Raw genomic sequence first — 12,914 nt, 5'->3', positions numbered from 1 at the left:
CTGATCGGCGCGAAAGCAAGCCCACACGTATTCGACGCGTCGAGCAGGACTCTAAAACCAACTCGAAAAATCGATGGAGCCCACAAAAATGTACCGCCGAGCATTACTCGCCGTGCCGTGCGTCGGCATTGCCGCCGCACTGTTCGCGTGCGGCAGCAGCAATTCGAACTCGGGTTCGACGACGTCGTCGCAGTCCGCACAGGACGCACTCACGACTGCCACGCCGATCAAGCACCTTGTGGTGATCTACGGCGAGAACGTCTCGTTCGATCACTACTTCGCGACCTATCCGAGCGCGACGAATCCGTCGGGCGAGCCGTCGTTTACGGCCGCTTCGGGTACGCCGTCGATCAACGGCCTGACGGGCACGCTGCTCACGTCGAACCCGAACTTCACCAACACGGCCAACGGCACGGACGCGGCCAATCCGTTCCGCCTCGACCGCACGCAAGCCGCCACCGCCGACCAGAACCACGCCTACACGGCCGAGCAGCAAGCCGGCGACAACGGCGCGCTCGACCTGTTCCCGAAGTACACGGGTAACGCGACGAGCGGCGGCGCCGGCGCCTTCGGCACGAAGGGCCAGGTGATGGGCTTCTACGACGGCAACACCGTCACGGCGCTCTGGAACTACGCGCAGAAGTACGCGATGAGCGACAACGCCTGGACGACGACCTACGGTCCGTCGACGCCTGGCGCGCTCGAAGTCGTGTCGGGCCAGACCAACGGCCTCGAACTCGTGAACACGTCGAAGCAGCCGGCCACGGCCACCACCTCGTCGTACTACATCCAGGACGGCGCAGGCGGTCTGACGATGATTAACGACGTCGATCCGGGCTACGACACCTGCTCGAGCACGACCGACTCCGGCATGATCAACGCGAAGAACATCGGCGACCTGCTGAACGCGCAGAAGATCACGTGGGGCGGCTTCATGGGCGGCTTCAACCTGCAGACCGTGAACTCGAACGGCACGACGGGCTGCAAGCGCAGCACGATCGCGACGGCGGTGAACGCGGCGACGGCCGATTACATCCCGCACCACAACTGGTTCCAGTACTTCAAGTCGACGTCGAACCCGCAGCATCTGCGCCCGAGCTCGACGGCCGTGATCGGCAGCACGCTCGAAGCGGACGGCAAGACGCTCGATCCGGCGAACCACCAGTACGACACGGATGACTTCTTCGCTGCGGTGAAGGCGGGCAACTATCCGTCGGTGAGCTTCCTGAAGGCGCCGGCCGCGCAAGACGCGCACGCAGGCTATTCGGATCCGCTCGACGAGCAGGCGTTCGTCACCAAGGTCGTGAACTTCCTGATGCAGCAGCCGGACTGGAAGAACACCGCCGTGGTCGTGACCTATGACGACTCGGACGGCTGGTACGACCATCAGTACATGGCGCCGGTCAGGTCGTCGCTCGCCAGCGCCGACCAGCTCAACGGCAGCGGCGTGTGCGGCACGGGCACGCAGCCGACGGGTGTGAATGGCTCGCCGGTCAACGGCCGCTGCGGTCCGGGCACGCGCATTCCGTTCCTCGTGATCTCGCCGTGGGCGAAGACGAACTACGTCGACCACACGTTCATCGACCAGGCTTCGGTGGTGCGTTTCATCGAAGACAACTGGCTCGGCGGCGCGCGTCTCGGCGGCGGCTCGTTCGATGCCGCGGCAGGCGACCTGCGCGGCATGCTGAACACGACCGGCACGGCGGTGACGTCGCCCCTGTACCTCGACGGAACGCTCGGCACGCAGCTGAGCGCCGCACCGGCGATGTAAATCGAGCGGCGGCGCGAGGCTTGAGCTGCAAGTGAGCTGCCAGCCTCGCGCCGCGTTTGCCCGCCATCGACGACATCCGATAACCAGCGATGTCGAGATGACGGGATGACTATCGCTGACCCGCTTGCCGTGCATGCGCTCCCGTAGCGCTCACGGCAATTCGGCGTTTCAGCGCCAACACGAAGAACGCCACGAAGAACGCATCATGTCCGAGCTTTCCGCATCGCCCACTCCGTCTTCTCCTTCGCCCGAGCCACACGCGCCGCGCACGTCGACGCGTCCCGCGCGCCTCGTGCTGCGCGCCGCCGCCGCCGTGCTGGTCGCGGGCCTCGGCTTCTGTGCCTACGCCGTGGCGTTTCCCGCACATGTGCCCGAGGCGGTCGGCGAAGTCGTCGAGAACCTCACGGGCGCGAATCCGCATCCTGTCGTGTTGCAGCGTCCGCCGGTCGCGCCGCTCTCGGCGATGGCGCAGCTCGGCAAGCAACTGTTTTTCGATCCTTCGCTCTCGGGCTCGGGCCAGCAGTCCTGCGCCTCGTGCCATAGCCCCGATCACGCATACGGTCCGCCCAACGGGCTCGACGTGCAGAAGGGCGGTCTCGCGATGACGCAGCAGGGCTATCGTCCGCCGCCTTCGCTGATGTATCTGTATCGCCAGCCCAATTTCAGCATCGGTCCCGATGCCGGTGAAAACGACGATGCGCCCACGGTGCAGCAGCAGGCGTCCGCATCGGCGAACGTCGTGAAGTCGCAGAAGACTGCGGGCGGCGCGTCGACGTCGGTGGAAATGGTGCCGCAGGGCGGTCTGTTCTGGGACGGTCGCGCCGACACGCTGCAACAGCAGGCCTATGGCCCGCTGCTCAATCCGGTGGAAATGGCCAACAAGGACGTGGACAGCGTCGCGCAGAAGCTGAAGAATGCGCCCTACGCGAAGCACTTCAACGAATTGTTCGGATCCCGAATCTTCGACAACCCGAAGATGGCCGTGTCGGAAGCGATGTTCGCGATCTCGCGCTATCAGGTGGAAGATCCGTCGTTCCATCCGTACAACAGCAAGTACGACCGCTGGCTCGAAGGGCGCGCGCATCTCTCGCAGGCCGAACTGCACGGGCTGCGTCTCTTCAACGATCCGGACAAGGCGAATTGCGCGGGCTGCCACCTCTCGAAGCCCGGCAAGGACGGTCTGCCGCCGATGTTCACCGACTACCAGTATGAAGCGCTCGGCGTGCCGCGCAATCGCACGCTCGCGCAGAACCGCGATCCGAAGTTCTACGATCTCGGCGTGTGCGGTCCGTTCCGTGCCGACATGAAAGACCAGCAGCAATACTGCGGGATGTTCCTCACACCCACGCTGCGCAACTCGGCCTCGCGCACGGTGTTCTTCCACAACGGCATCTATCACGACCTCGACCGCGTGATGGCGTTCTACAACGAGCGCAATACCGATCCGGGCAAGTTCTATCCGCGCGGCGCGGACGGCAAGATCGAGAAATACGACGACATGCCGGCCGATCTGCAGAAGAACATCGATGTGGCCGATGCACCGTTCGACCGCAAGTTCGGCGACAAGCCCGCCATGACCGCGGACGAAATCCACGACACCATCGCGTTCCTCAAAACGCTCAACGACGATCCGGTGCCGTCGCACTGATCGACGCAAAGTCACGCGAATATGCAAATACGCAAATACGCGGACCAACGGCCAAGCGCGCTCCCGGGCGCGCTTTTTTATTTGATCGCGACGTTCAGTTCGCGCTGTTGCCGATCAACGAATCGCGCGGATCGGGCGGCGCGCCTTCGAACACCGTTGCCTTGACCTGATTGCGGCCTGCTTCCTTGGCGGCGTAGAGCGCCTCGTCGGCGGCGCGCAACAGCGCGTGAGCGCCGGTGGCCTCGCGCGGCGTGCAGGTCGCGCAACCCACGCTCACGGTCACCGAGCCGTGCTCGCTATGGCCATGCGCGATGCCGAGCGCCGCCACGTTCTCGCGAATCTGCTGCGCGATCTTCCACGCGCCATCGGCGGGCGTGCCGGACAGCACCACCGCGAATTCCTCGCCGCCGTAACGCGCCACCATATCCGTCGCGCGCTGCACGGTCGCGCCGATGGCGTGCGCCACGGCGGCGAGCACTTCGTCGCCGGCCGCGTGACCGTAGAAGTCGTTGAACAGCTTGAAGCGGTCGATGTCGATAAACAGGATCGAAAGCGGCTGCTCGGCGCGGCGCGCGCGCTGCCATTCTTCCACGAGCCGCAGATCGAGCGCGCGACGGTTCGACAGCCCGGTGAGCGCGTCGGTGACGGACAGGCGTTTCAGTTCCGATTCCGCGCGCAGCCGCGAGCGCAAACCGAACGCGAGCAGCCACGACGAAAGCGCGACGAACGCGCCGAACGCAATCGACGTCGGTTCGTAAACGGCGACGCGCTCGCGCCAGCGCACGAGCGTGTCGTCGAGCGCGGGCGCGACCACCACGGTCAGCGAAGCGTGCGGCACGCGTTGATACGTGTAGATGCGCGTCGTGCCGTCCTCATCGTCGCGCGCGACGAAGGAACCCGAACTCGATTTCAGCATGGGCGCGATCTGGCGCTGCGAGGCGAGATTCGTGCCCACGTCGTAATCGGAATACGGTTTGCGCGCGAGCAGCGTGCCGTCGTCGAGCATGATGAAGACGTTGCCGTTCGGCCCGACGTCGATGCGATTGAACAGTTGCTGGAAATACGCGAGCCGCAAGGTGAGCAGCACGACACCCCCGAACTCGCCTTCGTAGTCGCTGATACGGCGCGACAGGCCGATCGCATACTGGCCGTCGTTGACGCGCGAGCGGAACGGATCGGAAATGTACATGCCCTGCGAGCGGCTGCGTTCCTGGGCGCGGAAGTAGTCGCGGTCGGCGAGATTCACATTCGGGTAGGCGCGCCCGTCCTGCGAATCGACCACGTGCCCGCGCGCGTCGGCGTACAGCGCGCCGTCGATATAAAGCGCGCCCGCGATACGGCCGAACAGCACCGTGCGGCGCAGGTCGGGCGGCAGCGTCGCCGTGCGTGGATCGCGGATCGACGCGACGGCGTCCGAGAGAATCAGGTCGTACAGGCCCAGATTGGTTTCGAGGTGGCTCGAAATCAGCGCGGTCAGCATGGTGGAGGTTCGTTGCGCATTTTGCAGCGCTTGCTGCCGTTGTTGCGAAAAACCGATAAAGGCGATCGCGACGATGGCGAAGCCGACGAACGTCCCGGCGCTGCCGAGCACGAACGGATGCTCGCCGAGCCAGCGAAAGAGGTACAGATACGCCGCGCGAACACGGGCGGCCGTGGATCGGTAAAGCGACTGGAACGTCATGCAGGCTCTCCGTGGCGCGGTCTGCGTGACCACGTTCAGCCATGGTGCCGTAGCGGCGCTGGAGAGGGAAGCTAAGTGGCCTAAAACATGCCGCTTGCATGGCATCGCCATTCAACGCGATGAAACAATCAGTTTAACGAACTAATCATCGATTGCTAACGTTGCAACATTCGCGGTGTTCGCGCTCAGCGAGTGGGGCGATTTTGCGAAACGGTCATAGAATCGAGCACGGAGACAGCGACCTGGAGGAGCAGCATGGCCAGCGTGATCGTAGCGAGCGGTCAACCGGTTGAACGCGCGGCGCTCAGCGAGCTGGTGCGCGCGGCGGGCCATCAGGTGACGGGAGAGGCCGAGAGCGGGCAGCGGGCGTTGCAGTTGCTGCGCGAGGTCGAGCCTGAATTGCTGGTGCTGGCCACCCATCTGCCGAAGATCAGCGGCGTGGAAGTGTTGCGGCGTCTGCGGGCGAAAGGCACGCGCACGAAAATCCTGCTGTACGGCGAAGAAACGGCCGCGCATTTCATCCAGAGCTGCTATGAGGCGGGCGCGGACGGATTCATCGGCAAACAGGAGGAGCCGGGCGAATTGCGCCGCGCGATGAATGGCGTGCTCACGGGACACCGCTATTTTCCCGCGTTCGAATCCGAGTTCGCGGGCACGCGCAAACGCGTCGATTCCGCCGGCCCGCTCTCGGTGCTCTCGCCGCGCGAATTGAGCATTCTCACTTATCTGGCGCGCGGTTTTCCCAACATCGCCATCGCTCAGGAATTGTCGATCAGCGAGAAGACGGTGAGTGCGCATCGGAGTCATCTGCGCCGCAAGCTCAATGCGGAATCGCTGGTCGAACTCGCCGATATTGCGCGCAAGGCCGGCTTGCTCGGCGAATCCGCACGCGCCGGGATCGCGCCGACGGAAACGTTTCAGGCGAGCGAGCACGACGTTTCGATGCTGCGGGCGATGCTCGACGGCACGCCGTTGCCGCTGCATGTGCGCGATCTCAATGGCCGTCTCGTTGCGTGCAATGACGCTTTCCTGAAACTGCACGACACGACGTTCGACGCCGTTGCCGGTACGCGTTTCAGCGATCTTCCATCGATCGGAGCGGAGACCGCGATCGAACTGGAACGTCGCTACCGTGCGCGCGTGTCGCTCGGTACGCCCGCGCGCACCGATCGCGAAGTGGTCATGCACGGTCGTCGCGCGATGCTGCATAGCTGGGCGACGCCGTATCGCGGCACGGACGGCGAATTGCTCGGCATGGTAGTCGGCACGATCGACGTCACGGGGCGCGAGGACATGCTGCGCGCGTTGTCGATCGAGCGCGATAACGCGGCCGGCGTCGCGGAAGGCATGGGCCGCCTGCTGGGCGCACTCTGCGACGAAATGCAGCCGCTCGCCGGACTGCTGGAGACGGCAGCCGCGATGTTCGACAGCGGCACGGCAACGGCGGAGCAGCGCGCGTTTGCCTCGCGCCTGAGCGAAGCGATTCCACGCGTGGAGCATCTCACGCGCAACGTGAAGGATCTGATCGCGCTGGAGCAGGGCGAGCAGGCGCTCGAACAGGCGCCCGCGTGTCCCGCCGATCTCGTGCGCGAAGCCGCGCAAGCGGAACAGGCCGACGCGCGCCGTTACGGTTGCACGCTGGCCGTGCGCGTGACTGGCGACGCCACGGTGTCCGCGCTGCTGGATCGAGGCCGGATGATCAATCTCGCCCGTCTGCTCGTGCGCCGCGAGATGCTGCAAAGTCCGGGCTGCACGGTCGACATTCATCTCACCGTCGCTCCGATGGTGCCGGGCGGCGCGTATCGCCTCACGATCGACATCGAGCCTTCGGCGGGGACAGCCGCGCCACTCCCTGTCGTCGAAGCCGGCAATCAGGTCGGCTTTCTCGTCTGCCGGCACATGGCCGAATTCATGCACGGCTCGCTGCAACTGCACGCCGGTGCGCGCCGGGGCACCACCTGGCGGCTCGTCGCGTCCGCTGAATAAGGCCGCGCGCCGCGCCGGCGACCCGCAGTATTGTCTGCCCGGCACCGCAGTATTTTCCTGGTTTCGCCCCTCCGTTGGCCTTTTCCGTCGAGCACAGCATTGTCCTGGGCGCGACTCAGTATTCGCTCATATTTCCCGATCGCTCCGGCCTCTATCGTTACATCCAGACGCAACGAGCGCATGCATCCGCCAGGTGATACCTCGCCAGACACATGCAGCGCCACCGCAATCCGTCTTCGTTGTAGCGAGCGAGTAGGCAGGGTTTTCTCGCGATGCAGGGCATCGCACGGCTGCTCCCGCTCACGTCACTTCACTCGACATTCGGGAGTCCGTAATGAACAAGATCTATCGATCCATCTGGAACGCCTCCACACAAACGTGGACGGCTGCGCAGGAAAACGCCCACGCGCACGGCAAGCATTCGGCGCGGCGGGCGCTGACGGTGGCCATGCTGGCCGCTGTCGCCGCACTGGGCAGCGGCGGCGCGTGGGCCACGCCCGCGCCCGGCGGGCAGGGCAATACCGGCATCTTCGTCAATGACGTCTCGACCGGCGGCTGCATCGCGGCTTATGACGCGGGCAGCGGAACCGGTGGCGGTCAGGGCAATCAGTGGTTCGGCATCAACGCCAGCAACTACCCGGGGCAGCTCCAATATTGCAGCGCGGGCGACAAGGCCACGCAAACGAAGCGCGTGCTGTTCTATGGCGCCACGGTCAACGATCAGGATCCCGGCATCGTCGGCAGCGATTCGCTCACGCTCGGCAACGAGCTGTATGTGAACGGCGGCCGCATCGTGCTCAACGATCAGATTCGCGGCACGGGCTCCCTCGCGATCGGCAACGAAGCTACCTTCGCCAACGGCGCGAACAGCGTGGCGATCGGCAATCGCGCCTTCACGGCTGGCGCGGCGGCGAATTCAATTGCGATCGGCACGAGCGCTCAGGCCAACGCGGCCAACAGCGTGGCGCTGGGCGCGAACAGCGTCACGTCGATGAACGCCGCCGCCGAGGCTTACGCGCCGACAGCGGAAGCGATGGCGAAACTCGCGGGCCTGACGCCCGTGGGCGAAGTCTCGGTGGGCTCTTCCGGCGTGGCCATGACCAGCACCGAACGTCGCATCACCAACCTCGCGGCCGGCGCCGAAGATACCGACGCCGTGAACGTCTCGCAGTTGAAGAGCGTGGCCGACCTGATCGACAGCAACAGCACGCATTACTACAGCGTGAACGACAACGGCACGCCGCAAGGCAATTACAGCAACGAGGGCGCAATCGCGCCTCACTCGCTCGCGGCCGGCGTCAATGCCAGCGTCAGCAGCTCGAATTCGGTGGCGATGGGCGACGGCGCAACCGTGTCGACCAAAGCGGACGACTCCGTGGCGGTGGGCAGCCAGGCGCAAAGCAATGCCAGATCGTCGGTCGCCGTGGGCGCGAACGCCGTGGTCGGGACCGAGGCGACGAACAGCGTCGCGCTCGGCAGCAACAGCGCAGTCGCCGCGGGCACGACCCATGCAACGGCGCTCGGATCCGGCGCATCGGTGAACGGGACGCGCGGCGTCGCGGTGGGTTCCGGCGCACAATCCCTTGCGGCCAACACCGTGGCAATCGGCGCAGGCGCGGTTGCGTCCGGGACGAACGACGTCGCGCTCGGTCGCGGGTCGGTGGCGAACGGCGCCGTCGGCACCAGCGGCGCGAACGTGGGCGGCAAGAGCGTGACGTTCGCAGGCGCGACGCCTCAGGGCACCGTGAGCGTGGGCGCGCAAGGCAGCGAACGCACGATCACGAACGTCGCTGCCGGCCGCCTCAGCAGCACGAGCACGGATGCCATCAATGGTTCGCAACTGCACGCGACCAATCAGGTCGTCGACGAGCACGCAACGGCCATTACGGATCTCGATGGCCGCGTGACCACGGTCGAAGGTGGCGTGACGCGCCTCGGCGACACGATCACGAACATCGCGGGCGATACGAGCGAAACCTACACGAACGCGAATGGCATCGGTATTCGCTACGCGCGCACCAACGAGCAGGGCCTTGCGAAAGCGGACGCCTATGCCAGCGGCGAAGGCAGCACGGCAGTCGGTTATGAAGCCGCGGCGCAAGGCAATTCGAGCCTCGCGCTGGGCCGCAATGCGATGGCCGCGCACGCAAACAGCGTCGCGCTCGGCTCGAACGCGGTGACGGACACGGCGTTCGGCACGGCGGGCGGCACAGTCGGCGGCGTTTATCGCGGCTATGCGGGCTCCGCGCCGGTCGGCACAGTAAGCGTGGGCGGCGCAGACAGTGAACGCACGATCACGAACGTTGCGGCGGGCCGCGTGGACGATCAAAGCACCGACGCCATCAACGGTTCGCAGTTGCACGCCACGAATCTGGCCGTCAACAAGAACACCAGCGACATCACGAATCTGCAGGGCGACATCGGCAACGCGGTGATGTACGACTCGCCGGCGCGTGACTCCGTGACGCTGGGCGGCCCGGGCGCGAGCAGCAAAGTGCGCCTGAGCAACGTGGCCGAAGGCGAAGTCAACGAAAACAGCACCGATGCGATCAACGGTTCGCAGCTTTATCAGACTCGCCAGAGCATCACGAATCTCGATGGCCGCGTGACGAATGTCGAAGGCGACATCACCAACCTGACCACCAACATCGACAACGTCTACATGGGCGGCACGAAGTACTTCCACGCCAACTCGACCGGCGTCGACTCGCAGGCCGTCGGTCAGGACAGCGTCGCGATCGGCATGGGTGCGCGTGCGAACCACGCGAACGATGTGGCGCTGGGCGCGGGTTCGTCGACCTCGTATGCGGTATCCACGCCGGGCGCGGTGTTCGGCAACAGCTACTACAACTTCGCGGGCGCCAACCCGACGGGCACGGTGAGCGTGGGCGCGCAAGGCAGCGAACGCACCATCACGAACGTCGCGGCGGGCCAGGTCAGCGCGGACAGCACCGACGCCATCAACGGCTCGCAGCTCTATGCGGTGGGCCAGGCGATCGGCGACCTCAACGCGAGCGTCACGCAGGCGACCGAAGGCACGGTGAAGTACGACCGCAACCCCGACGGCACCATCAACTACAACAGCATCACGCTGCAAGGCGAGGGCGGCGAGAAAACCTCCATCCATAACGTGGCGACGGGCGTGGAAGGCTCCGATGCGGTGAACGTCGATCAGCTCAACCAGGCCGTGAGCGGCATCACCGACAACCTCAGTGCGGCTGCCAATCCGTTCTTCACGGCCGATGGCGATCGCAATGCCGAAGCCGCGAGCGCGACCGGCGATCACGCAACGGCGATGGGCGCGAACGCCCAGGCGAACGCGGCGAACTCGGTGGCGGTCGGCGCGGGCTCGGTGGCGGACCGCGCGAACACGGTCTCCGTGGGGACCGCGGGCAACGAGCGGCAGATCACCAATGTCGCGCCCGGCACGGTCGGCACCGACGCCGTGAATCTGAATCAGCTCAACAACATGGGCGCGCAGGCGAATCAGTACACCGACAAGCGCGTGAACATGCTGGGCGACCAGGTGAACCGCGTGGCGCGCGATGCGTACTCGGGCGTCGCGGCAGCAACCGCGCTCTCGATGATCCCGGACGTGGACCTCGGCAAGTCGATCTCGGTCGGCGTCGGTGGCGGCACGTATCGCGGCTATCAGGCCATGGCGATCGGCGGCACGGCGCGCGTCACCCAGAACATCAAGCTGCGCGCGGGCGCGGGCGTGAGTTCGGGCGGCACCACGGTGGGCGTTGGCGCTTCGTATCAGTGGTAACGATCGGGCGGCGCTCGGCGCCGTCACCCGGTCAAAACCCAAATAGTATGGAACCCGAATTAATTAATCTGATTTTACGAGTCAATCATGAAACATCACATTCTCTTCTGCGCAATCGGTCTCGCGCTTCTTGCGGGCTGCTCCAGCGCATCGGGCCCGGCACACAACCTCGACGTCATGACGTCGACACAAGGTGCGCCGGTTTATCGGGTGCAGTGTCAGGGCCTCTTTTCCAGTAGCCGGACCTGCATGAAGCAAGCGGAAAAGATCTGCGGCGAAGGGGCAGTGAACCTCGTCTCGACGATCGACAAGGCCGCTTCAGGCACCGAGGCCAGCGGCGATCCGCGCGAGCTGACCTTCACCTGCGCGGCACACAAGGCCGCACCTGTAGTGCAGTAAATCGCAGTTTGAGCGGGCGCGCCGCGTCCGCCATGTTCAATCAATCATCAGGAGTCTAAAATGAAATCCGCTACCCTCAAGCTCATCTCGATCAGCACCGCCATGTTGCTCGGCGTCGCGCCGGTTCTTCCGGCTGCCGCCTCCGACTTCACCGCCGATGCGACACAAAGCGTCGTCGCGCAGGCCGCTGCCGTGCCGCTGAAAGGCCGCGTCACCTCGGTCGACGTCACGAGCCGCACGATGACCGTGCTCGGCGAGCATGGCAAGGAAGTGCGTCTGCCGCTCGTCATGCGTCCCGACGACAAGACGCTGCCGCAAGTGGGCGATGCGATTGCGCTGCAATACAAGGATGCGCTGGTCGTCGAGCTTCACAAGGTGGCCGCGCAAAGCGACGGCATCCGCAAGCGCGTCGATACCGACGTGTTCCTGCCCACCGCCAGCGGCTACGAAGTCGCGCGTCAGGTGGAAGTCGAGGCGACGGTCCTGCACGTCGACACGCAAGCCCGCAAGGTCACGCTGCGTGGCGCGACACGGCGCTTCGCGATGGACGTGCATCCGGGCGTCGACCTGAAACAGGTCCATCCGGGCGACACGGTGCGGCTGGTCTTCGTCCAGACTTACGCCGTGCAGGATACGCAGGGTTGAGTCAAGGCGCGCAATCGCACGACTGTGCGAAGCGTGAGCGTCTCGCGACGCTCACGCTTTTTTGTCGTCGTGGGCGAGATGGATCGTGACGAGCACCGAGGCGTCGTCGAGGGATTCGAGCGCGTGCGGTACGCCTGCATCGAGCAACAGCATATCGCCCGCGTGCATCGTGCGCGGATCGCCGTTGATGGAAAAACGGATCACGCCTTCGAGACACAGCACGGTGATTTCGCCCGGCGCGCGATGCTCGGGCACCTGCTTGCCCGCGGGCAGCACGAGGCGAATCACTTCGAGCTGCTTCGCGCGGATCAGCGTGCTCGACTTCGCGTTCTTGAGCGCACCGCCTAGCGGGCGGGCGTCGAAGATCTCGCCGGGGGCGGCATGCGGAATGGCCATGATGGGTTCTCTGCGAGACGGAAATCAGCGGTTCGGCGCCGGGGACCGGACCCGAACCGGTCGATCACAAAACATCGCAAAACATCAAACAACACCGCGTGCGTCAGGCGGCCAGGGTCGCCTTCAGCGTGATCTTCGCGTTGTTGGCGAACAGCTTCGACACCGGACAGTTCTCCTTCGCGCCGTTGGCGAGTTCTTCGAACTTCGCCTGGTCGATACCCGGAATCTTCGCGGTCATGTCGAGCTGGCAGGCCGTGATCGAAAAACCTTCGCCGACTTTTTCGAGCGTCACCGTCGACTTCGTTTCGATGCTGTCGGCCTTGAAACCGGCTTCGGTGAGAAAGAGCGAAAACGCCATCGTGAAGCAGCCCGCGTGCGCCGCGCCGATCAGTTCCTCGGGATTGGTGCCGGGGCCACCCTCGAAGCGCGAGGCGAACCCGTAGGGCGCGTCGCGCAACACGCCCGTCTGGGTCGAGATCGAACCCTGACCGTCCTTGATGCCGCCGTGCCATTTGGCGCTAGCCGTCTTTTGCATGATGTTTCTCCGCGTAAGGGTGGGAAGGCGAGTCGCGCAAGCCGCGTGCCTCGGCAGGCGCTCGACGCCCAGTGCTCAGTGCTG

The 12,914-nt window shown here is 65.1% G+C and carries 9 protein-coding genes; 6 read left to right on the top strand and 3 right to left on the bottom strand.

The window, feature by feature from the left end; genetic code table 11:
* Window positions 1–88 precede the first annotated feature (88 nt).
* Both BMY06_RS24130 and BMY06_RS24125 read left to right on the top strand, forming a co-directional pair.
* Window positions 89–1,771: a phospholipase C gene (locus BMY06_RS24130; protein ID WP_065058915.1), complete on the top strand. Its 1,683-nt coding sequence runs from the start codon at window positions 89–91 to the stop codon at window positions 1,769–1,771.
* A 205-nt stretch (window positions 1,772–1,976) separates the two neighbouring features.
* Window positions 1,977–3,419 (top strand): cytochrome-c peroxidase, encoded by a 1,443-nt coding sequence (locus tag BMY06_RS24125; protein ID WP_074985797.1) that lies wholly within the window; start codon window positions 1,977–1,979, stop codon window positions 3,417–3,419.
* Between the two features lie 94 nt (window positions 3,420–3,513).
* Here BMY06_RS24125 and BMY06_RS24120 read toward each other — a convergent pair whose 3' ends face one another.
* Window positions 3,514–5,100: a GGDEF domain-containing protein gene (locus BMY06_RS24120; protein WP_065058914.1), complete on the bottom strand. Its 1,587-nt coding sequence runs from the start codon at window positions 5,098–5,100 to the stop codon at window positions 3,514–3,516.
* Window positions 5,101–5,355: 255 nt separating this feature from the next.
* Here BMY06_RS24120 and BMY06_RS24115 point away from each other — a divergent pair, with 255 nt between their 5' ends.
* The 4 genes from BMY06_RS24115 to BMY06_RS24100 all read left to right on the top strand — a co-directional run bounded on the left by BMY06_RS24115 (window position 5,356) and on the right by BMY06_RS24100 (window position 11,899).
* The gene (locus BMY06_RS24115) at window positions 5,356–7,086 is read left to right on the top strand and encodes a LuxR C-terminal-related transcriptional regulator (RefSeq protein ID WP_074985733.1); all 1,731 of its coding nucleotides are present in this window, start codon (window positions 5,356–5,358) and stop codon (window positions 7,084–7,086) included.
* 334 nt (window positions 7,087–7,420) lie between these two features.
* On the top strand, window positions 7,421–10,855 hold the full coding sequence (locus BMY06_RS24110) for a YadA-like family protein (RefSeq protein WP_074985731.1): 3,435 nt from the start codon (window positions 7,421–7,423) through the stop codon (window positions 10,853–10,855).
* Window positions 10,856–10,942: 87 nt separating this feature from the next.
* The gene (locus BMY06_RS24105; RefSeq protein ID WP_074985730.1) at window positions 10,943–11,254 is read left to right on the top strand and encodes a hypothetical protein; all 312 of its coding nucleotides are present in this window, start codon (window positions 10,943–10,945) and stop codon (window positions 11,252–11,254) included.
* Window positions 11,255–11,314: 60 nt separating this feature from the next.
* Window positions 11,315–11,899: a hypothetical protein gene (locus BMY06_RS24100; RefSeq protein WP_065058911.1), complete on the top strand. Its 585-nt coding sequence runs from the start codon at window positions 11,315–11,317 to the stop codon at window positions 11,897–11,899.
* Window positions 11,900–11,950: 51 nt separating this feature from the next.
* Here BMY06_RS24100 and BMY06_RS24095 read toward each other — a convergent pair whose 3' ends face one another.
* On the bottom strand, window positions 11,951–12,295 hold the full coding sequence (locus tag BMY06_RS24095) for a cupin domain-containing protein (protein ID WP_074985728.1): 345 nt from the start codon (window positions 12,293–12,295) through the stop codon (window positions 11,951–11,953).
* Window positions 12,296–12,398: 103 nt separating this feature from the next.
* Window positions 12,399–12,830 (bottom strand): OsmC family protein, encoded by a 432-nt coding sequence (locus tag BMY06_RS24090; RefSeq protein ID WP_074985727.1) that lies wholly within the window; start codon window positions 12,828–12,830, stop codon window positions 12,399–12,401.
* Window positions 12,831–12,914 lie beyond the last annotated feature (84 nt).

The sequence above is a fragment of the Paraburkholderia tropica genome, from assembly GCF_900109265.1.
Lineage (GTDB): Bacteria > Pseudomonadota > Gammaproteobacteria > Burkholderiales > Burkholderiaceae > Paraburkholderia > Paraburkholderia tropica.
The sequence above is the reverse complement of the archived record's forward strand: the minus strand, read 5'-3'. Positions and strand labels throughout refer to the sequence as shown.